Genomic DNA, 20,726 nt, shown 5'->3' with positions numbered 1-20,726 from the left:
TGGAATTATTTTTGTTTTAGGTTATGGTAATATTCTTTCAACAGCTCGATGTCTGTTTTTTTGTCTGTAAAGACTTCCAGTAACATCGGACGGGCAGTGATATCCGGTTGGGTGAATATACTGACTGCATTTGTCAGCTCTTCTTCGTTGTGTGCCGAGAGATATTCAAATCCTCTGTCTTCGGCCCAGGCACGTGCGGATGTGGTATGAGTGGCTGTTACAAACCGACGGGCATTTTCATGCAGTTCAAGTCCTGGCAGTGCATGGAAAATCTCTCCTCCGGCATTGTTCAGCAGCAGAATACGTACGTTCGTGCCGTAGTTGGAATTCCAAAGTGCATTCATGTCGTAGAAGAAACTCAAATCGCCGATGAGGATAAAGTTCAGCTTGTCGGAAGCCGTAGCATATCCCAGTGCGGTAGAAAGAGAACCTTCTATACCGTTTGTTCCTCTGTTGGACAAGATTTCCACATCGTTGGGCAAATCGAACAATTGCGCATAACGCACCACGGAACTGTTGGCCAGGTGTAGGGAGCACGGAGATGGCAGATGACAGATGACCTTGCCGATGGCACTCATTTCGGAATAGGCAAAATCGGCTTGTGGAATTGCTTTCGAGCGAGCCTCCCATGCTCTCGGGTATTCCGGCGTACGGCTGTCCAGCATCGGAGCGATTCTTTCCAGAAATTCAAACGGATCCATTTCGATGATGGTAGTCAGTGAGCCGAACAAATCGACCACTTCGCCGTCGGCCGATACATGCCAGTGTTCTACGGGAGGATGTTTGCGAAGGAATTTCTTCAGACGTTTCGAGATGATGTGTCCCCCGTAGGTAATAAGCAGTTCGGGACGCATTTTCTCCTGTTCCTCGTTGTTCATGGAACAAAGCAGAGGTTCGATATTCCGTATAGGCATTCCCGGTATGGTACGGTTGCTTATATTTTCAGTAAACCATGCGAAATGCTTGTACAGCATCTTGGTATACTTCTTGTCGAACAGATAAATCAGATTCATCTGTCCTACTACCGCCATGCGTCGCTGGTATTTGTTGAGACGTTCTATCAGCGGCTGGTAATCCTTGTCATAAATGTTCAGTCCCTGATAGCGGGTGATGACTCTTGCCTGCGGCAGTTCGTTGACTGGAAGCAGGAAGAACGGTTCGCTGATAGGTACGTTGATGTGGACCGGGCCTTTACCGTGATGATTAAGTTCGAGCAAAGCTTCGTTAATCAGTCGGTTACAGAACCATTCACTTTCTTCGTCGGTTACTTCGGGCAGGTTGACCGATTTTTTCACCAACTGACCAAATACCCCGGGTTGAGGAAGCGTTTGTCCATCCATTTGTCCAATCCAGGCAGCCGGTCGGTCGGCAGAGATAACTACCAACGGTACTTGCTGATAGAATGCTTCGGCTACAGCCGGATGCAGATTCAGTAGGGCGGTTCCCGATGTACAGCATACGGCAGCAGGTGCTCCGCCGTGTAAGGCCAGTCCGAGGGCAAAGAAGCCTGCACTGCGTTCGTCGGTCATCGGGTAACAGGTGAAGTCCGGAATATTAGTGAGTGTCTGGACGATAGGTATATTCCTGCTTCCCGGACAGAGTACAATACGTTTAATTCCGTGGCTCCGAAGTAAGGAAGCCAATTGCAATATGCTTTTTTTGTCAGTATACATAGGCTCTTTTTTATAATATGTTGCGCATGGTATTCATTTTTTGTTGGGTTTCTTCCCATTCTGTTTCTACTGTTGATGAAGGAAGTATACCTCCTCCGGCATAGAGTGTAGCTGTATGTCCGGCAATGTTCATGCATCGTAGGTTCACGTAAAGTGTGGTATCGCCTTGAGGATCCAGCCATCCGATAATTCCGGCATAATAGCTTCTATCATAACCTTCGTTTCTCAGTATGAAAGTGTAGGTTCCCTCTTTAGGCAGTCCGCATACAGCGGGAGTAGGATGAAGTTCCTTTAATATATCCCCCAAATGAGAAGTATCTTTCAACTGGAAATGAAAATCCGTTTTCAGGTGTACCAGTTGTCCGGCTCTGGCTGTATAAGGCCCTTTTTCTTTGAGCTTGCTGCCAAAGCGTTTGACTGTCTGTCGGATGTATTCACTGACAAAAGCCTGTTCTTCCTGATTCTTTTCACTCCATTCCGTCGGCATGGTTTCTCCTTGCATAGGCATGGTTCCGGCAAGTGCTACCGTGTGCCATTCCGTTTCGTGGCCGCTTAAAATAATTTCGGGCGTACTTCCGATCCAGGTCCCGGTCAGAGGAGTATGGCACAAAGAAATCATCATGCGCGGATAACTGTTGCAGGCACGGATAAAGGCGCTGAGAGGAGAAAAGGTAATATCCAATTCTTGCGTATAATTACGCGAAAGTACCAGCTTTCTGAATGCTTTATTTTGTAAGGGAGTTATAAAACGACTGAAGGCTTGTTCATATTCGATTTTAGCCTCTTCATCATTGGTTATCTTTTTTTCGGTTATTATTGTTCCTGCTGAAGTAATGTTTCTCGCTGAAGCAAAGTCTTCTAATACTTGGCTGATATTTCCCCACCCATGTGCCACTTTATCGGGATGTATAATAATAGCTGGATGTGTTTGGGTCTGATGAAAGGGAGTAAGTACGAATCCCCGCTTTCCATTCAAGTCAGTTGGATTTCCCAAAATTTCTGTTTTTCCTTCTTCTTGTAATACCAGTATTGGTTCGTCTGTCCACGGCAGACGATACAAGGCAAAACTGAAGAGACTTTGTGTCAGTTGGTCTATCAGTTTGTGGATGGTAATTCCGGGAAGATTCATGAGCGTTTCTTGACTATTAGATTGACAACACGAGCGGTTGATACCAGTTTTCCGTCGGGAGTTGTAATATCGACGTTCCATACATGTGAGGTTCGTCCTCTGTGTACTAATGTGCCGGTTGCTTCTACATAAGTTCCAACGGGTACCATGTGTACATGGTTGGCACTGATTTGTATGCCACAAGGCATCTGCCCAGGTTCACAAAGAGGAATGGAACCGTATCCGGCAACAGTTTCAGCAAGAGCTAAAGAAGCTCCTCCATTTAGGATATCTTTGGGTTCACATGGGCGTGAGGTACGTACATCGACAGGCATAGTTGCTTTTACGTATCCTTCTTCTATAGCAACTAGTTGAATCCCGAGGTTTTTCCCTAATGATTCAGGTAGTTCATAAGATGTCTTTTCGCTCGTTTGCATAAATTATATTTTCGTAATATATTGCAAAATTACAATTTTCCAGTCAATAAGCCGAAATAAGGGTGAGAAATTCTATTTTTGCCTCGTAAAGTTGGCCTATGATAGCAGTATGCTTACACACTTTTTATATATTGGATCTTACTTTCCTTTTAGCAAGATATGTTGTTTGCGATATTTAAGAGGGGATATACCATAGTATGACTGGAATTTTTTTATCAAGTGGCATGCATCGCTGTATCCGGTGCGATAAGCTATTTCTTTCATGCTTAATTGAGTTTCTTTTACGAGTGATTCTGCCATTTTTATTCGGTTACGGCTGATGTATTGTTGAAGACTTTCCTGAAAATGATGTTTGAAATAACGTCCGATGTAGTTTTTCGACAGGTTAAACTTCTGGCAAAGGGCATCTATCCTCAGCATCTGAGGCTGATAGATATGCTGTTGAATATATTGCAACAGATAGAGTGCTTTGTCCGTTTCTTCTGTATCGGCCGGAAAAATTGTTTGATTATCGGTAAGGAAACTGCGGGCTATCAGTACGATGAGGCTATTCAGCCATTGTTGTTGTAAATAAGCTGAGAAATTTTGTCTGTTTGTCTGTTCATTTATTATGAATGTAATTAGCTGCCTAACCACTTCCTTTTCGTGGTTGGTTAATGTAATATATGGAGTTTTTTCTGGTATATATAATGTACGTTCGACATATTTTCCGATATAGTCTGCTACATATTGAGTTGTAAAACGTAAGAATACGTATTTGCTGTATGTTTGAATTGTAAAGCAGTGTATTGTATCGGGAGGGATAAGAAAGATAGTATCTGTACTATATGAAATTTCTTTCTTTTCGGATGTTTTATTATATATGTAAAATGTACCTGTTCCAGAAATGATATAGGCCATTTCAAAAAATGAATGCCGGTGTTCTTCTATTGGGAATATTTCATGTTCACGGATTAATATTTCTACAGGTTCGTATAAATTTTCTTTCCACATTGGTCGTAATCGTACAATAATTTGCTGCAAATATACTATAATTAACTATGATGACTATTGTAATTTTGCGGCAATTAAAAAAATGTTGAGATGGATATACAAAAGTTGAAAGGGCATGGAGCTATGCTTGGTGCAAATAGTATGTGGGGATTGATGTCACCGCTTGCTAAATTTGTAATGTTAGGTGGAATGGTAACTCCACTTGTAGTAACTGATTTACGTATTTTTGGTGCTATGGTATTATTTTGGCTTGCTTCATTCTTTAGAAAGCCTGAACATGTTGGGCATAAGGATTTAGCTAAGTTATTTGTGGCGTCATTGCTTGCTATTGTATTTAATCAAGGATGTTTTATTTTTGGTGTGGGATTGACCTCTCCTGCTGACGCTTCCATTATTACGACCAGTATGCCGCTTTGGGCTATGATTTTGGCTGCTATTTATCTGAAAGAGCCAATTACAGGAAAGAAAGTTTTGGGTATTGCTTTGGGAGCTACAGGTGCTTTATTGCTTATTTTAGGTAGCCAGCAAGCTGGGGGTGCAAATACAAATGGAAATAATAATATTTGGGGAGATATTTTAGTACTTTGTGCACAGCTAAGTTATGCTCTTTATATTGTATTATTTAAGGATTTTGTAGGTAAATACTCTGTCTTTACCATCATGAAATGGATGTTTACTTATGCTTTTATATGTGCTTTACCTTTTTCGTACAATGATTTATTGGCTGCTGGATGGACAGACTTGGGCAGCGCAGAATGGTTTTCGCTGGCGTTTATTGTCATAGGAAGTACATTCTTGAGCTATATTTTTGTTATTGTTGGGCAAAAGAACTTGCGCCCTACTGTTGCTGGAATGTATAACTATGTACAACCTCTTGTGGCATGTATCGTAGCAGTATGTTGGGGAATGGATCGTTTTAACTGGATAAAAGTAATCTCGGTTATATTGATTTTTGGAGGCGTTTACTTGGTTACTATTAGTCGTACGCGCGCTGAAGTAGAAAAGCATGAAGCTTCTGTGGTAAAGTGATGAGTTCCCTTTCAGGATATTTATCCCGCAGGGGACTGTATGCATCGGGAAGTAATGTCTTTTAGAAATAAAAGCTGTTGGTTGTGCTGGTGTAGAAAGTGAGCTACAGTCGGTGACTGAGCAGATTTTACAATACTCATCAGCAGATAACGGTAGTTGTTGTTTATCGTTACCGTATCTTTTCCGTTGATGATGACAGCTACTCCTACTTGTTCCCGGGGGGATTTAGTGACTTGTCTAACCTATGATTCCAGTGTATGTTGTTGAGTTTGTAATGTAGGGAATATTAATGTACAGGGGGAAAAGATAAACGTATGTATATTGTCTAATGATTTTATAAAATAAAGATAGAATAATTTGTGGGCAACTTGAAATCTTATTCTTAAAAACTTATATCTTTGTATAGTAGATTTTTGTTTATTGTATGGAATATGACTGACTATTTGCTTACAACTTCGGTTAGAGCTGAAGCATTATCTCCAGTATTCGAGGAAGCGGTACGTGTAACCTGTCGTAAGGACTATACCTCTGCTCAAGTAGAGGCATGGTTACAGTGTGCTACGCTTTCCCGCTGGGAGAAATTACTCTCAGGTGATTTACATTTCATAACAGCAGTCAGTCAGCCTTCGGGGGAGGTGGCAGGATTTACGTCGGTGAGATGTGACGGTTATATACATAGCATGTTTGTACATCCAGCCCATCAGAGAAGAGGAGTTGCGTCTTTTCTCCTTTGTGCAGCAGAAGATTATGCTCGTTATTTTCAGGCTCCCGGTTTGTTTTCAGAAGTAAGTCTTACTGCTAAATCTTTTTTCCTGTCACAGGGATTCTCTATGGAACAGAAACAGATAGTGAGGGTGAATGGAGTAGATTTGACAAATTTCCGGATGAGAAAACCATTGATTTATCAACCGGATGAAACCGATTTTGAAGAATTATTATTGATTTGGGAAGAAGCTGTCCGTAGCACGCATCATTTTCTTTCGGAAGAAGATATACAGTACTATAAGCCTTTAGTTCGTATGATTTATCTTCCAGGAGTGGATTTATATTGCATTCGTAATAGAGAAGGAAGAATAACCGCCTTTATGGGATTGAGCCGTGAACTGATTGAGATGCTTTTTGTCGCTCCTCAGGAGCAAGGAAAAGGATATGGAAGCAGGTTGATTGATTTTGCTATACGAGAAAAATGCATTGATAAGATAGATGTCAATGAACAAAACTCTGTGGCAGTTCGCTTTTATTTAAATAAAGGTTTTGAGATTATTTCACGCGATGAATTTGATGCTGCTGGTCGGCCGTTTCCGGTTTTACATTTAAAATTGAAATATGATAGAAAATGATGATAGAAAATGGAAAATCCTTCATAGTGAGTATCTTATCCGACGTCCGTGGTTGACAGCTCGGCGTGATTGTGTTCGCTTGCCAAACGGAGTGGTAAATGATGAGTATTATGTGCTGGAATATCCCGATTGGGTGAACGTTATAGCTATCACGAAAGAAGGAAAATTCTTGATGGAACGTCAGTATCGGCATGGCTTGCAGTGGACTGGTTATGAAATTTGTGCCGGAGTCTGTGAAAAAGGAGAGGAACCTTTGGATTCAGCCCAAAGAGAATTATATGAAGAAACGGGGTATGCCGGAGGTACATGGACAAATTTTATGACGCTTTCAGCTAATACCAGTACGATGAATAATCTCTGTCATTGCTTCTTGGCAGAAGGAGTTGAACCGGTTTCCGGACAGCATCTCGAACCGACCGAAGATATAAGTATACATTTATTGTCGGTCAATGAGGTTCGGGAACTGTTAATCGGTAATAATATTCGGCAGGCACTGATGGCTGCCCCCTTGTGGAAGTTGTTTGCCGAACGTCATTTACTATGATGCTTGATGACGCTGGTATGCGATACGTGGAGTGCCATTGGATACGTAGATGATTCCGCAGCGTGTAAAACCGTTTTTCTCCAACAAATGCTGCATAACTTTATTGTCTGAATGAGTGTCGATACGCAGATTTGTAGTTTGTTGTATGCACCATTTGATGCAGGCCTCAAATACTCCGTGGCAACTGTTGTCGGAAGCCAGTCTGTGAATAACCCAATAAGGAGCTTCATCTAACCAATTACCTCCTTCGATATAAGAATATGTGGGGTCGGGACCTTCGATAAAGCAAAAAGTACCTACTGGAGTTTCTTGTTCATTCAAACATATATAGCAGTGTCCCGATGCAATTTCTTGAGCAATTAGTTCGCGTTGCGGGTATCCGTTTATCCATTGGTTAGCATTTCCTGTTGCTTGCATGAATTTTCGTGCAGCATCGAAAATATCCATAAGTTTATTCAAGTCGGAATTTGTGGCTTGGCGTATTTTAAGTTCCATTATGTCGAATTTGATTTTTTCGAAAAAAAGGTAAAGAACCTGTTTAAATATCCCGTTAGAAGAATATGTTAAAATGCACGGAATAATTTAAACAGGTCCTTTTAAAATCGGTTGTATTTTTATGACTTATTTAAAAATCTTATTGTATATTTGTCAGCATAATACTTAATGGGGCATTAGCTCATCTGGCTAGAGCGTTTGACTGGCAGTCAAAAGGTGGCAGGTTCGAGTCCTGTATGCTCCACTTTTTCTTGTAAAATGCAATTCTGTAAATCCTTAGAAAATTATTTTAACGTTCTTTTCTTCTATCTTTTTAATATCCTCCTCTGATATTTTATTGTCTGTAATGAGGGCTTTTATCAAAGATATGCTTCCTAAGCTGGCAAAGGATGTATTTCCTATTTTGGAAGAATCTGCAACCAAAAATACTTCATCCGAGGATCTTATCATAGCTGATTTTACTACCAAGTCACTTAAACTTGGATATGTGAGCTGCATTTTAGAAGATATACCCGCAGTCGCTAAAAATAATTTATTTGCATGTAGATTATTGAATGGTTGTGCGGCCATTTCTCCTGTTAAAGATAATGTTGGGGCCTTGAATTCTCCACCTGTGACAATTAGGTTAATGTTAGGATTCTCTCCTAATATTAAGGCTATATTGAGTGCATTGGTGATGATGGTTAGGTCCTTGTAAGAAATCAAAAGCTTTGCTATTTCAGTTGTAGTGGAACCTGAATCTAAAATAATACAATCACCTTCGTTTATGAAGTTGACAGCTTTTTTGGCTATTTCTTTTTTTTCTTCAATGTTTTTTTGGTTTAAGAGTTGACCTGTTTTAGCAAACGAACTGACATCTTTCAAGAAAGCACCGCCATGTTCTCTTTCAATGTATCCCATTTTTTCCAATTCTTCTAAATCTTGTCTAATGGTTACATCTGTTACTTTAAATATTTTGCTGAGGTCTTGTACCTTTGCATGTCCGTCTTCTCGAATGAGATTTAATATTTTTAGTCTTCTTTGATTTAATGCCATGGTACTTTTATTATTTAGATGTTATGTTTTATTCGATATTCTTGAATACTTTTTATTGATACTATTTTTAAGTGGAATTTTTTCGCTATTTTTTCTAATTGTGGTAAGCGTGCCATTGTTCCATCTTCATTTAATATTTCTATAAGAGCTCCTCCGGGTTTTAATCCGGCGAGTCTAGTCATATCAAGTAATGCTTCTGTATGTCCATCTCTTTCTAATACGCCATTAGAAGCTCCGTAAAGGGGAAAAATATGTCCAGGTCTTGCTAATTCATCTGGTTTTATGTCACCACAGACAAGTGCATGGATGGTTTTTGCTCTATCGTAAGCTGATACACCTGTTGTACATCCATATCCTTTCAAATCTACAGACATAGTAAAAGGTGTTCCTAATAATGATGTGTTATCGGTAGCCATTGGCGCCAGTTTTAATTCCGCGCATCGTATCTGAGGGATAGGAGCACAGAGTAATCCTCTACCATTGGTTATCATGAAATTTACTATTTCAGGAGTAATTTTTTCTCCAGCAACAATAAAATCTCCTTCATTTTCTCTGTTTTCATCATCAATTACAATAATAACTTTCCCTTGGCAGATATCTTTCAGGCCTTCTTCTACTGAATTTAGCATACTTTTTATGTGTTATAAGATTATATTATTTGCAAAGGTAATTATTTTCTCTGAAGAACTGTTTGATTTTGAGCTTTTTTAAGGGCTTATTTTTTTATTTCTCTTCTCCCTTATATTTAATTAGTGTTAATAATATTTCGTTTATCTTCGTTTTGTTTGCTTGTTTTCTTTTTTTATACTTTATTTGTAAACGAAAAAATGAACAAATAATATGGAAACGAAAGAGTTGTACTTGAAATCAGAAATTAATCGTAAAAGATTAATAGAGATTGTATTTAAAGCTAAGGCCGGGCATATTGGGGGAGATCTTTCTTGTCTTAATGTGTTGACAGTGCTTTATAATGCTGTGATGAATATCAATCCATTGAATTTGAAGGATCCTGACCGTGATCGTTTTGTTATGAGTAAAGGTCATTGTGTTGAAGCGTTGTATGTCACCTTAGAAGCGAAAGGTATTATTCCTTCTGCAACCCTTGATACGCTTGGAGAATATGGTTCTATTTTGTCAGGACATCCTACAATTGAAGTTCCTGGAATAGAAGTGAACACAGGTGCTTTGGGGCATGGGCTATCTATTGGCGTAGGTATGGCTCTTGCTGCTAAAATGAATCATCAGTCTTATAAAACATATGTCTTAATGGGCGATGGAGAACAAGACGAGGGTTCTATTTATGAAGCTGCTATGGCTGCGCATCAGTATAAATTAGATAATTTAGTAGCTATTATAGATAGGAATAAATTACAGATTAGTGGAACAACAGAGGAAGTTATGGCTTTGGAAAGTATATGCCAACGTTGGACTTCGTTAGGATGGGATGTCAAAGAAATGAATGGGGATGATATTGATGATATTGTAAAAAGTTTCTCTAATATTAATTTTGAGAATCATTGTCCTCATTTATTAATTTCTCATACGACAAAAGGGAAAGGCGTTTCTTATATGGAAAACGTAGTTAAGTGGCATCATGGAGTGCCTACAGAGGAAGAGTTTAATTTGGCAATTCAAGAAATTTCAGAAAGAATAGCAACTTTAGAAAAATAATATTATGATAGCTTGTAGAAAAAGTTTTACAGATACATTGTTGGAGTTAGCTCGTACGGACAAAGATATTATCGCAGTTACAACAGATGCTCGTGGTTCTGTTACGTTGGGCGACTTTGCTAAAGAGCTTCCTGAACAATTCGTAGAATGTGGTATTGCAGAACAGAATGCTGTTGGCATTTCTGCTGGTTTAGCTCATTCAGGGAAAAAAGTATTTGTTTGTGGTCCTGCTTGTTTTTATGTAGCCAGAAGTTTGGAACAAGTGAAAGTTGATTTAGCATATAGTCAAAATAATGTAAAGATATTAGGAGTCAGTGGAGGTGTTGCATATGGAGCTTTGGGAGCGACTCATCATAGTTTGCATGATATAGCTGTTATGAGAACTTTCCCGGGTATGAATGTTGTACTTCCATGCGATGCTCGACAGACTAAAAAATTAGTAAAGTTATTAGTGGATTATCCTGAACCGGTATATGTACGTGTTGGTCGTGCAGCTGTTCCTGATGTGTATACAAATGATGATTTTGAATTTGCATTAGGAAAGTCAAATGTCTTGTTAGAGGGAAATGATTTGACAATTATAGGAACCGGAGAAACTGTATATCATGCTTATCAGGCTGGGCTGAAACTACGTGATAAAGGTATTTATGCACGAGTGTTGGACATGGCTTCATTGAAACCATATGATAAAGAAGCTATTTTGAAGGCTGCTTCAGAAACTGGTAGAATTTTAACAGTAGAGGAACATAGTCGGTTTGGTGGTTTAGGAGGTATCGTTACAGAAACTCTTTCAGAACATCCTGTGCCTGTTAAAATATTGGGTATTCCTGATGAAAATGTTGTTCATGGAACTTCTGCTGAAATATTTGTCCACTATGGTCTGGATGCAGAAGGTGTTTATCGAGCAGCGTTAGAGTTTTTAAAATGAAAATGACTTTAAGTCTAATAAATATGAAAACAAAAGTTATTGCAATAGATCAAAGTACTTCGGCTACAAAGGCTATGCTTTTTAATGAGTCTTGTGAGTTATTGCACCGAGTAAATATTTCTCATCATCAGTTTTATCCCCATACAGGCTGGGTTGAGCACGATGCTGTTGAAATTTATCAAAATACACTGAAAGCTATATCTTGTGTTCTGCAACAAGATGAAGATAAAGAAGAATGTACATATTCATTGGCTCTTACTAATCAGCGTGAAACAGTTGTTGTTTGGGATAGACATACAGGACTACCGGTTTATAATGCAGTCGTTTGGCAGTGCATGCGTGGAGCTTCTATATGTCAGAATTTAAAAGATGAGGGATATAACGGATTAGTTCGTGAAAAAACAGGTTTGTTAATCGATCCGTATTTTTCAGCAAGCGGTGTTAAGTGGATATTAGATAATGTAGATGGTGCCCGTCAGAAGGCGGAGCAAGGTGATTTGCTTATGGGGACCATTGATTCTTGGCTTATTTGGAAATTAACAGAGGGAAAAGTTCATGCTACAGATTATACAAACGCTTCTCGAACATTACTTTTCAATATACATACCTTACAATGGGATGATGAACTATTAAAACTGTTTACTATACCAGTTTCAATGATGCCTCAACCTTTGCCGTGCGATTCTGTTTTTGGTGAAACTACATTAGAGGGATTGTTTCAGAAGCCTATACAAATAGCAGGTGTTTTAGGTGATTCGCATGGAGCTTTAATGGGACAAATGTGTTTTGAACCTGGTTTTGGAAAAGCTACTTATGGTACTGGTTCTTCTGTTATGATGAATATTGGGGAAAAGGCTTTAAAAGCTCCGGAGGGATTGGTCACTTCTGTAGGTTTTGCAGCATTAGGAAAAGTGTTTTATGCTTTTGAGGGGAATATACATTGTACTGGTGCAACTATAAAATGGCTAGTCGAACAAATTCATATGATTGATACGCCTGCTCAAATAGAAGCATATGCTTCATCTGTAAAAGATACTGAGGGGGTATATTTCGTTCCTGCTTTTGCTGGATTAGGAGCTCCATGGTGGAGACCAGATGTGAAGGCTGCTATTTTTGGTATGACATTAGGAACAACTAAGTCGCATTTGTTAAGGGCTGCATTAGAATCAATTGCATATCAAGTAAAAGATCTTGCAGATATGATGTCGCATAGTGCTGGTACTCCTTTAAAAGAGCTTAGAGTTGATGGGGGACCGACAAAAAATAATTTACTGATGCAATTTCAGGCTGATATACTTCAGGCTCCTATTTGTTGTTCTGATGTAGAAGAAGCATCTGCATTGGGCGCTGTTTTGATGAATGGACTGGCTCGTGGAAAATGGAATAATTTTTCAGAATTGTTGTCGTTAAGAAAAAAACAGAAGCTACGGCTTCCTTTAATGTCAAAAACGGATGTCGATTCTCTGTATGAGGGTTGGAAACATGCAGTTAAAACTTTGATAAAGAAATAATATAACAAATCAATTAAACTTTAAATGATATGAAAAACAAGAAAAAACTGTGCTTTGGAGTAATTATTGGAACACGTGCTTATTTTAATTCTGCGTTAGCAAAAGATGTTCGAAAACAATTGTTGAAAACAATAGAAGAACAGGGATATGATTATGTTATCTTGCCCGAAGATGCAACGCCGACAGGCAGTAGCAGTATTGAAACTCGTGAAGATGGTATAAAATGTGCGGAATTGTTCCGTCAGAATCGTGATAAGATTGATGGCATTATTGTTTCATTACCAAATTTTGGCTTTGAAATAGGTATAATCAATGCTATCAGTATTGCAGATTTGAATGTTCCTGTTTTAGTTCAGGCATGTGATGATGAGAATGACAAGGTCGATTTGGATAGCCGTCGTGATGCTTTTTGTGGAAAAATTTCTGTTTGTAATAATTTATATCAGTATGGCATACCATTTACCGATACAACTCTGCATACATATTCTATCTATTCAGATCTATTGGCAAAAGATATAAATCGATTTGCTTCTGTATGTAGAGTGGTCAATGGACTTCGTCATGCACGTATCGGAGCGATTGGTACTCGTCCTGCTGGCTTCCAGACAGTACGTGCAAGCGAAAAAATTCTTCAGGCTACGGGAATAACAGTTGTCCCTGTTGATTTATCTGAAATATTAGGAGCTGCCCGTAAGATAGAAGATGCAGATGCTGAGTTGATACAGAAAGTTGAAGAAATAAAGAAATATGCAAAAGTTCCTCAGCAATATAGCGAGAAACTGATGTTGCAAGCTAAGTTTGGTGTAGCTGTTGAACGTTGGATGAATGCTAATGCTATTGATGCTGTTGCAATTCAGTGTTGGGATTCATTGGAACAGAATTATGGATGTGCCGCTTGTGTTACGATGAGTATGTTAGGAGAAAAATTGATTCCAGCTGCTTGTGAGGTAGATATAGCAGGTGCTGTTTCTATGTATGCACTTACTCTTGCTTCTGGACGTCAGTCTGCTTTGCTTGATTGGAATAATAATTTTGCCGAAGATCGTAATAAATGTGTTTGTACTCATTGTGGCAATTTCCCGAAGTCATTTATTATGAACGATATAGAGTTGGGAACTTTAGGAGTATTGGGTAGAACTTTAGGTAAAGTTCATACATTTGGAGCTGTATATGGAAAAGTAAAACAAGGTGATTTTACATTCTTCCGTATATCAACAGATGATACAAAAGGATGCATCAAGTCTTATTTGGGAGAAGGCTGTATTACAGATGATCCATATGGTATGGATGGATGTATTGCAGTAACGAAAGTAGACAATTTGCAGACATTAATGAAATACATTTGTAAGAATGGATTTGAACATCATGTTGCAATGTGTCGTGGAAATGTAAAAGATATCTTGCAAGAAGCTATTGAAAGCTATTTGGGATGGAATTTGTACGTTCATGAATAAATAATAAGATTATGATACTCGTAGAAAATTACATCTTGGCAATTCTTTGCTGCGTTGTTTGTTGTATCTGTTGGGGATCATGGGCTAACACTCAAAAAATGGTTGCAGCAAAAAACTGGAGTTTTGAATTGTTCTATTGGGATTTAACTATAGGCTTATTCCTGACAGCAACATTGGCTGCTGTTACATTGGGAAGCCTGGGAAGTGAAGGTCGAACATTTTTCGAAGATATTACGGCAATGGACTGGAATAGCATTAAGTATGCAATTTTAGGAGGTATCGTCTGGAATTTCGGTAATATCTTTTTAACGGCGGCTATTGCTGTGGCTGGTATGTCTGTTGGTTTTCCGATAGGCGGTGGACTTGCATGGATTGGAGGTATTATTTTCAATTATCTACTTATTGCCTTTACGGGACAGGCTTATCCGGGAAATCAGCTATTGTTATGGCTTGGTGTAGCTGTTATAGTGGTCGCTATTTTAATTTGTGGTAAAGCTTATGGAAAACTTTCTTCAGGAAAATCTGGAGTTACTCCTAAAAAGGGAATTTTGTTAGCGGTTATGGCAGGTATTGCAATTATGTTTTTCTATGGGCTTGTTGTAAAATCTATTGATCCGCAATATGTAACAGGTGGAACTGGTACATTATCGCCATATACGGGAGTATTTTTCTTTGCTTTAGGCGTATTGGTTAGTACCCCAGTCTTCAATTCCTTTGCAATGCGCAATCCGGTATCTGGCAATAAAGTAACAATGAAAGATTACTTTGCCGGTACTTCTCGAACTCACCTGATTGGTATTTTGGGTGGTTTAATATGGATGGGAGGAATGGTTGTCAGTTTTATGGGAGCCGGAGCTGCGAATCCTGCTATATCCTATGCATTAAGTAATGCTTCCCCTGTTGTTGCCATGATTTGGGGAGTATTTGTCTGGAAGGAGTTTAAAGGTGCCCCTAAGGGAACTAATGGCTTAATTAGTAGTATGTTTGTACTATTTATATTAGGTCTTGTATTAATAACTCTTTCTAACTGATTTATAGTTTATTATTTGTTTTCAGGGTTAGTTATTACAATTGGAGAGGAAATTTGTAAACTCTCCAATTGTAAGATTATATAATTATATATTTTTTGATGGATATCAAATAATAGTTTATGGATATTTTAAGAAAATGTTTGTTCTTACTTGTAATGTTATTAAGCTTTTCGCTTAATATCGTTGCTAGTGAAAGTTTTGAGAAAAAGAGAGTCATAGTTTTGACTGATATTGAAAATGAGCCTGACGATGCTATGTCATTGGTACGTTTCCTGACATATTCCAACCAATGGGATGTTGAAGGACTGATTGCAACTACTTCAGTACATCAAAAAAGGAAGTTGGCTACATGGAGAATTAAGGAAATAGTGGAAGCTTATGGAAAAGTTCAGCCAAATTTGTTAAAGCATGAACCTGGTTATCCTACAGCCCAATATTTAAACTCTGTTATAAAGGAAGGACGTGCTGATTACGGGATGCATGCAGTAGGAAAGGGGATGGACTCAGAAGGTTCAGACTGGATTATAAAGACTGTAGACAGTAAAGATACTCGTCCTGTATGGGTCTTGGTATGGGGTGGTCCAAATTGTTTAGCTCAGGCTTTATGGAAGGTCAAAGAAACTCGTTCCGCTCAGGAAGTAGAGAAATTTGTAAAGAAACTGCGTGTATATGCTATTTCTGATCAAGATGACAGTGGCCCGTGGATCCGAAAAACATTTAAAGATTTATTTTATATCGTAAGTCCGGGATATCATAAATTTGGAGGTTATCATTATGCAACATGGAGCGGTATCAGTGGTGATAAATTTCATGGGCGTTTTGCCGGAGCTGATTTTACGATTGTCGATAATCCGTGGCTGGATAAAAATATTCGTTGTAAAGGACCTTTGGGCGAACAATATCCTTTTATGAAGTTCCTGATGGAAGGAGATACTCCAACATTCTTATATTTGATAGACAATGGTTTGGGTAATTCTGAAAAACCTAACTGGGGAAGTTGGGGCGGACGTTATGAGTTCTATCAGCCCAGAACCGAACGTTGGTTTATTGAACCTGAAACTCGTCCTTTGTGGACTGATGCGCAAGATGAAGCTATGGGAATAGATGGCTCATGGCATACAGGCAACAAAGTTACGATCTGGCGTTGGCGTCAAGCTTTTCAGAATGATTTTGCTGCCAGAATGGACTGGACGATAAAAGATTATAAGAATGCTAATCACCCGCCAGTTGTAAAATTAGCTTGTGAGAAGGAATTTACGGCTAAAGTGGGCGACCGAATTGATTTAAGTGTAGAAGGTAGTTCTGACCCTGATGGTAATCAGTTGTCTTATAAATGGTTTTATTATCCGGAGGTTGGTACATTTAATTTTTCTTCAGCTCGTTCAGGCAATCCTTTGAAAATAGAAGATGCTGATAAGGCAAAAGCTTGGTTTATTGTTCCAAAAACAGAACGTAAGGGTACAATGCATATTATTGTAGCAGTAACAGATAGCGGACAACCTGCTTTAACACGTTATGAGAGAGTTATTGTTAATGTTATAAAATAGTAGAAGTTCATTGTTATATGAAAAAGTTTAGGTTTTTATTATATGCCATTGTGGGTCTAAATTTTGTTGGGCTTAATGCTCAACAAAATTTAAGTAGTTTGTCTTGGAATAAAGTAGCCAATTCTATGCCGGCTGAATGGTATGCAACAGATCAGGCTGTTCAGATAGCAGATACAGTAGTGGCTTATCAGACAGCAATTGGAGGCTGGACTAAGAATACAGGATTTCATAAAAAAATAAATCAGGAAGAAATGGCTAAAGTTCGTAAGTCTGGCATTGGGGCAACATTTGATAATGGGGCTACAGTGACGGAAATGCGTTATTTGGCAAAAGTTTATCAATCTCACAAAGATGCTAAGTATAAGGAAGCTTTTTTGAAAGCCTTTAATTACATTTTGGAAGCACAATACGATAATGGAGGATGGCCACAATTTTATCCGGTAAGACCAAGTAAATCTGTCTCTTATTCAGCTTGTATTACATTTAATGACAATGCTTATGTGAATGTTATGTACTTGTTGAAAGATATTTATGAAGGTAATTCTTGTTTCGCTGCGTTGGATTTGGATGACAACGTTAAGAAACAAGCTCGTGCTGCATTCGATAAAGGTGTGAAATGCATTTTGGATACACAGATTATAGTAGATGGCAAGAGGACTGTATGGTGTGCGCAACACGACCAGAATACATTAAAACCGGCAAAAGCAAGAGCTTATGAGTTACCTTCGTTCAGTGGTGCCGAGTCGGTGAATATAACCTTGCTTCTTATGTCAATAGATAATCCTACATCCGATATCGTAGCTGCTGTGAAAGGGGCTGTAGAGTGGTTTGAGACTCATAAAATAGCGGATATGAAATATGAGCGTTATCGTGACGAAAAAGGTGAAAAAAATGCTCGGCTAATTCCTTCTAAAGGAATGTCTGTGTGGGCACGCTTTTATGATCTTGATACAGGAAAGCCATTTTTCTGCGACAGGGATGGTGTAAAAAGAAGTTCTATCGGCGATTTAGGTAAAGAACGTCGTGGAGGTTATTCATGGTATACATCTTCACCTGAAAAAGTATTGAAAAACTATCCGAAGTGGATACAGAAAAATAATTTGTAAAAAGAGTTTATTGTATTTTTAATACTTCAACTTTAATCCGATGAAAAAATCTTATTTCTTTTGCTTGTCTTTTTTTATGATTTCCTTGTTTGCCTATGCACAGCAGGAAAACTCCCAGAAGTTTCGTATTTTAGTTAGTACAGATATTGGTGGAACGGATCCGGATGATAATCAATCGATGGCTCATTTGTTAATGTATAGTGATTGCTTTGATATTGAAGGATTAGTTTCTTCTCCTTCGTTTGGGAAGGGCTCCAAAGAAGAGATACTGCGAATGATTGATTTGTATGAGAAGGATTTTGAAAAGCTGAGAGAGAATAATCAGGATTTAATGAAACCAGCAGAACTACGCAAATTGTGTAAACAGGGCAGACGGGGATTGGCTTCTTATAAAGGATATAGCCAGCCTACCGAAGGTTCTGAATGGATTATAAAGTGTGCGCGTCGTAAGAGTGATCGTCCTCTTTATGTCTTAGTTTGGGGAACGCTGGAAGATGTTGCTCAGGCATTGCATGATGCTCCGGATATTCAATCAAAAATTCGTGTATATTGGATTGGAGGTCCAAATAAAAAATGGGGGGTAAATAGTTATGCATACGTTGTAGAAAATTTTCCTGACTTGTGGATGATTGAAAACAATGCTTCTTATCGTGGACTCATCAGTAATAAGAAAATAAATGATGAATTTAACAATGGGTATTATAATAAATATATAAAGGGAGCCGGATATTTGGGGGCCGATTTTATAAACTATTATGGAGGTCTTGTAAAAATGGGAGATACCCCGTCATTGCTTTATATGATGAATGGTGATCCGGCCGATCCTTATAAAGAAAGCTGGGGAGGTTCTTTTGAGAAGATGACTGAAAGTCCGCGTACAATTTTTACTTCTAATCCGACAATTAAGGATACTGTTGCTGTGTATTCGGTGCTGGAATTTCATTTTAATGGACCTGTACAAGAGGAAAAATACATAGGAAGAAAGTTCTTTACTTTCCGTATTGATCGCCAAGATTGGGATGGCGTGTATTTAGGTGATGGAATATATGGAGTTCGATATGCTCCTAAAGCTCCGGCTGTATTGAAGTATGAAGTTATTTCTGAAGTAAAAGAGTTGAATGGTCAGAAGGGAGTATTTGTCGTTGGAAAAGTATGGCCGGGAAATAAGACAATAAATGGCTATAAATTAGGTCAGAACTGGTATACAGACAAACTTGCTCCAGAACTTTTTGAAGGTGTATGGCAGGGTAGTAAAACTGTTTCAAAATGGAGAGAAAAAGTATTGACAGACTGGGCTGTTCGGTGGGGATGGCTTAAATAAGTACAGCATATTAATCTTAACATCTTAAAAACATGAACACATTAAATTCGGCAAGCTCGGTAATTATAGGTATTGCTGGCACTTTATTCTTATCGAGTTATGATGACAACAAAACAGGGCAAATAATAGCAGAAGAAACGAACCGACCTCGTGTTATTGTAACAACTGATGGAGAAATAGATGATGAATGTTCTTTGGTACGTTTTCTCTTATATGCTAATGAGTGGGATATCGAGGGGATTATTACTTCTAGTTCACAATACCACTGGCATGGTCATAAATGGGCTGGTGATGACTGGATGGAACCAACCTTAAAAGCATATGAAGAGGTTTATCCAAATTTGGCAAAACACGATCCAAATTATCCTACACCTGAATATTTGCGCAAGCATTGTTTCTTAGGAAATGTAGAGCAGGAAGGTGAAATGGATTCTGTAACGGCTGGTTCCCAGCAAATAGTGAAAGTGCTGTTGGATGAAACTGATAAACGTCCGATATGGATTCAGGCATGGGGAGGTACTAATACAATCGCGCGGGCACTGAAAACTATAGAAGAAGATTATCCGGAAAAAATGAAAACTGTTGCCGATAAAATGCGTTTTTTCTTTATTTGGGAGCAGGATTCTACTTATCAGGCTTATATTCGTCCTCATTGGAGTAAGTACAATATCAAAACTATTATTTCTGATCAGTTTGAAGCTATAGCTTATCGTTGGAAAATGGTTCAACCCGAAGATATGCAGAAATATTATGAAGGAAGTTGGATGAAAGAAAATATCTTACAGGGACATGGAGCATTATGCAGTTCTTATAAAGCACACGAAAATGGTGATTTTCGGTCGGAAGGTGATTCTCCTGCCTTTTTACATACAATAAATGTTGGATTGCGCAACCTGGAGAATCCTTCGTGGGGCGGCTGGGGTGGTCGTTATGTAAAGGTGAGAGAGAATACTTATCTTGACCCTGTGCCGGTAGAAGGATATCAGTATCCTGAGGGACGTTGGTACGGTGAGAATGGTTGGGGACGTTGTAGTTTACGTTCGGGAAGTACGGCAACTGAAGAGGAACGCCGTATTTATTTCAAGCCGATGTGGCGTTGGAGTGCGGCAATGCAGAATGACTTTGCAGCGCGTGCTGACTGGTGTGTGAAATCTTATGAAGAGGCTAATCATGCTCCAGTAGCAGTTTTGGCTCAGGCAGCCGACTTGCAGGCTCGTGCAGGAGATACCGTGAAATTGAGTGCTGAAGGAACAAAAGATCCGGATAAAGATAATCTTACATATTCGTGGTGGCAGTATATAGAAGCTGGAACATATAGTGGTAATGTCAAGATTGAAGGAATGCAAGGTGTCCATGCTTCTGTTATAGTTCCTGAAGATGCAAAACCTGGTAATACGATTCATGTAATTTGTGAAGTGACCGATGATGGGGTCCCACAATTAACCCGTTATCAGCGTGTTGTAATTCAGGTCGTTAAATAGCCTTTTGTTAAATTTTATTTTT

Annotated in this window: 18 protein-coding genes, 1 tRNA gene and 2 pseudogenes; 14 read left to right on the top strand and 7 right to left on the bottom strand. The window is 38.8% G+C overall.

Annotated features, from left to right (window positions below; all coding sequences use genetic code 11):
- Nucleotides 1-5: 5 nt before the first annotated feature.
- The 4 genes from menD to WKT12_RS05530 form a co-directional block, all read right to left on the bottom strand.
- Complete coding sequence (menD, locus tag WKT12_RS05545; protein WP_340319062.1) at nucleotides 6-1,673, bottom strand: 2-succinyl-5-enolpyruvyl-6-hydroxy-3-cyclohexene-1-carboxylic-acid synthase; 1,668 nt, start codon at nucleotides 1,671-1,673, stop codon at nucleotides 6-8.
- A 10-nt stretch (nucleotides 1,674-1,683) separates the two neighbouring features.
- Nucleotides 1,684-2,802, bottom strand: coding sequence for an isochorismate synthase (locus WKT12_RS05540; protein ID WP_340319061.1), 1,119 nt, complete (start codon nucleotides 2,800-2,802; stop codon nucleotides 1,684-1,686).
- Nucleotides 2,799-3,218, bottom strand: a complete 420-nt coding sequence (locus tag WKT12_RS05535; protein WP_340319060.1) for a PaaI family thioesterase — start codon at nucleotides 3,216-3,218, stop codon at nucleotides 2,799-2,801. Before WKT12_RS05535 ends, WKT12_RS05540 begins: the two co-directional genes overlap by 4 nt.
- Before the next feature lie 138 nt (nucleotides 3,219-3,356).
- Nucleotides 3,357-4,211: an AraC family transcriptional regulator gene (locus WKT12_RS05530; RefSeq protein WP_340319059.1), complete on the bottom strand. Its 855-nt coding sequence runs from the start codon at nucleotides 4,209-4,211 to the stop codon at nucleotides 3,357-3,359.
- Nucleotides 4,212-4,301: 90 nt separating this feature from the next.
- On the opposite strand from WKT12_RS05530, the gene WKT12_RS05525 reads away from it, so the two are divergent.
- The 4 genes and pseudogenes from WKT12_RS05525 (at nucleotide 4,302) to WKT12_RS05510 (ending at nucleotide 7,124) form a co-directional block, all read left to right on the top strand.
- Complete coding sequence (locus tag WKT12_RS05525; protein ID WP_340319058.1) at nucleotides 4,302-5,240, top strand: DMT family transporter; 939 nt, start codon at nucleotides 4,302-4,304, stop codon at nucleotides 5,238-5,240.
- A 431-nt stretch (nucleotides 5,241-5,671) separates the two neighbouring features.
- Nucleotides 5,672-6,118, top strand: a pseudogene (locus WKT12_RS05520) (GNAT family N-acetyltransferase); the annotation flags it as partial.
- Nucleotides 6,119-6,133: 15 nt separating this feature from the next.
- Nucleotides 6,134-6,580: pseudogene (locus tag WKT12_RS05515) on the top strand (GNAT family N-acetyltransferase); the annotation flags it as partial.
- Nucleotides 6,570-7,124, top strand: a complete 555-nt coding sequence (locus tag WKT12_RS05510; RefSeq protein WP_340319116.1) for an NUDIX hydrolase — start codon at nucleotides 6,570-6,572, stop codon at nucleotides 7,122-7,124. The pseudogene WKT12_RS05515 and the gene WKT12_RS05510, both read left to right, overlap by 11 nt.
- Here the strand turns inward: WKT12_RS05510 and WKT12_RS05505 are convergent.
- The gene (locus WKT12_RS05505; RefSeq protein WP_340319057.1) at nucleotides 7,119-7,619 is read right to left on the bottom strand and encodes a GNAT family N-acetyltransferase; all 501 of its coding nucleotides are present in this window, start codon (nucleotides 7,617-7,619) and stop codon (nucleotides 7,119-7,121) included. The genes WKT12_RS05510 and WKT12_RS05505 overlap by 6 nt on opposite strands.
- Nucleotides 7,620-7,789: 170 nt before the next feature.
- Here WKT12_RS05505 and WKT12_RS05500 point away from each other — a divergent pair.
- Nucleotides 7,790-7,863 (top strand) — tRNA-Ala (locus WKT12_RS05500).
- A 32-nt stretch (nucleotides 7,864-7,895) separates the two neighbouring features.
- On the opposite strand, the gene WKT12_RS05495 is transcribed toward WKT12_RS05500, so the two are convergent.
- The gene (locus WKT12_RS05495) at nucleotides 7,896-8,654 is read right to left on the bottom strand and encodes a DeoR/GlpR family DNA-binding transcription regulator (protein ID WP_021970543.1); all 759 of its coding nucleotides are present in this window, start codon (nucleotides 8,652-8,654) and stop codon (nucleotides 7,896-7,898) included.
- Nucleotides 8,655-8,668: 14 nt separating this feature from the next.
- Entirely contained in the window at nucleotides 8,669-9,283 is a 615-nt protein-coding gene (gene ribB / locus WKT12_RS05490) for a 3,4-dihydroxy-2-butanone-4-phosphate synthase (protein WP_340319056.1), read from the bottom strand.
- 211 nt (nucleotides 9,284-9,494) lie between these two features.
- On the opposite strand from ribB, the gene WKT12_RS05485 reads away from it, so the two are divergent.
- The 9 genes from WKT12_RS05485 (at nucleotide 9,495) to WKT12_RS05445 (ending at nucleotide 20,704) form a co-directional block, all read left to right on the top strand.
- Nucleotides 9,495-10,325, top strand: coding sequence for a transketolase (locus WKT12_RS05485; protein WP_340319055.1), 831 nt, complete (start codon nucleotides 9,495-9,497; stop codon nucleotides 10,323-10,325).
- A gap of 4 nt (nucleotides 10,326-10,329) precedes the next feature.
- Nucleotides 10,330-11,253 carry a transketolase family protein gene (locus WKT12_RS05480; RefSeq protein ID WP_340319054.1) on the top strand — a complete coding sequence of 308 codons (924 nt, stop codon included), beginning with the start codon at nucleotides 10,330-10,332 and terminating at the stop codon, nucleotides 11,251-11,253.
- 23 nt (nucleotides 11,254-11,276) lie between these two features.
- Nucleotides 11,277-12,764 carry a glycerol kinase GlpK gene (gene glpK, locus WKT12_RS05475; protein WP_340319053.1) on the top strand — a complete coding sequence of 496 codons (1,488 nt, stop codon included), beginning with the start codon at nucleotides 11,277-11,279 and terminating at the stop codon, nucleotides 12,762-12,764.
- A gap of 29 nt (nucleotides 12,765-12,793) precedes the next feature.
- Nucleotides 12,794-14,218 (top strand): L-fucose/L-arabinose isomerase family protein, encoded by a 1,425-nt coding sequence (locus WKT12_RS05470; RefSeq protein WP_340319052.1) that lies wholly within the window; start codon nucleotides 12,794-12,796, stop codon nucleotides 14,216-14,218.
- Nucleotides 14,219-14,229: 11 nt separating this feature from the next.
- The gene (locus WKT12_RS05465) at nucleotides 14,230-15,249 is read left to right on the top strand and encodes a GRP family sugar transporter (RefSeq protein ID WP_340319051.1); all 1,020 of its coding nucleotides are present in this window, start codon (nucleotides 14,230-14,232) and stop codon (nucleotides 15,247-15,249) included.
- Between the two features lie 221 nt (nucleotides 15,250-15,470).
- A complete protein-coding gene (locus WKT12_RS05460) occupies nucleotides 15,471-16,796 on the top strand; it encodes a DUF1593 domain-containing protein (RefSeq protein ID WP_340319050.1) in 1,326 nt (441 codons plus the stop codon).
- A 17-nt stretch (nucleotides 16,797-16,813) separates the two neighbouring features.
- A complete protein-coding gene (gene pelA, locus WKT12_RS05455) occupies nucleotides 16,814-17,902 on the top strand; it encodes a pectate lyase (protein WP_340319049.1) in 1,089 nt (362 codons plus the stop codon).
- A 40-nt stretch (nucleotides 17,903-17,942) separates the two neighbouring features.
- Complete coding sequence (locus WKT12_RS05450; protein ID WP_340319048.1) at nucleotides 17,943-19,223, top strand: nucleoside hydrolase-like domain-containing protein; 1,281 nt, start codon at nucleotides 17,943-17,945, stop codon at nucleotides 19,221-19,223.
- Between the two features lie 32 nt (nucleotides 19,224-19,255).
- Nucleotides 19,256-20,704, top strand: coding sequence for a DUF1593 domain-containing protein (locus tag WKT12_RS05445; protein ID WP_340319047.1), 1,449 nt, complete (start codon nucleotides 19,256-19,258; stop codon nucleotides 20,702-20,704).
- Nucleotides 20,705-20,726: the final 22 nt, after the last annotated feature.

It is taken from the genome of Phocaeicola sp. HCN-6420, assembly GCF_037890145.1.
Lineage (GTDB): Bacteria > Bacteroidota > Bacteroidia > Bacteroidales > Bacteroidaceae > Phocaeicola.
The sequence above is the reverse complement of the archived record's forward strand: the minus strand, read 5'-3'. Positions and strand labels throughout refer to the sequence as shown.

Coding starts and splice junctions, on each gene's coding strand:
- menD (WP_340319062.1), bottom strand. CDS start 1,673: ATGTATACTGACAAAAAAAGCATATTGCAATTGGCTTCCTTACTTCGG.
- WKT12_RS05540 (WP_340319061.1), bottom strand. CDS start 2,802: ATGAATCTTCCCGGAATTACCATCCACAAACTGATAGACCAACTGACA.
- WKT12_RS05535 (WP_340319060.1), bottom strand. CDS start 3,218: ATGCAAACGAGCGAAAAGACATCTTATGAACTACCTGAATCATTAGGG.
- WKT12_RS05530 (WP_340319059.1), bottom strand. CDS start 4,211: ATGTGGAAAGAAAATTTATACGAACCTGTAGAAATATTAATCCGTGAA.
- WKT12_RS05525 (WP_340319058.1), top strand. CDS start 4,302: ATGGATATACAAAAGTTGAAAGGGCATGGAGCTATGCTTGGTGCAAAT.
- WKT12_RS05505 (WP_340319057.1), bottom strand. CDS start 7,619: ATGGAACTTAAAATACGCCAAGCCACAAATTCCGACTTGAATAAACTT.
- WKT12_RS05495 (WP_021970543.1), bottom strand. CDS start 8,654: ATGGCATTAAATCAAAGAAGACTAAAAATATTAAATCTCATTCGAGAA.
- ribB (WP_340319056.1), bottom strand. CDS start 9,283: ATGCTAAATTCAGTAGAAGAAGGCCTGAAAGATATCTGCCAAGGGAAA.
- WKT12_RS05485 (WP_340319055.1), top strand. CDS start 9,495: ATGGAAACGAAAGAGTTGTACTTGAAATCAGAAATTAATCGTAAAAGA.
- WKT12_RS05480 (WP_340319054.1), top strand. CDS start 10,330: ATGATAGCTTGTAGAAAAAGTTTTACAGATACATTGTTGGAGTTAGCT.
- glpK (WP_340319053.1), top strand. CDS start 11,277: ATGAAAACAAAAGTTATTGCAATAGATCAAAGTACTTCGGCTACAAAG.
- WKT12_RS05470 (WP_340319052.1), top strand. CDS start 12,794: ATGAAAAACAAGAAAAAACTGTGCTTTGGAGTAATTATTGGAACACGT.
- WKT12_RS05465 (WP_340319051.1), top strand. CDS start 14,230: ATGATACTCGTAGAAAATTACATCTTGGCAATTCTTTGCTGCGTTGTT.
- pelA (WP_340319049.1), top strand. CDS start 16,814: ATGAAAAAGTTTAGGTTTTTATTATATGCCATTGTGGGTCTAAATTTT.
- WKT12_RS05450 (WP_340319048.1), top strand. CDS start 17,943: ATGAAAAAATCTTATTTCTTTTGCTTGTCTTTTTTTATGATTTCCTTG.
- WKT12_RS05445 (WP_340319047.1), top strand. CDS start 19,256: ATGAACACATTAAATTCGGCAAGCTCGGTAATTATAGGTATTGCTGGC.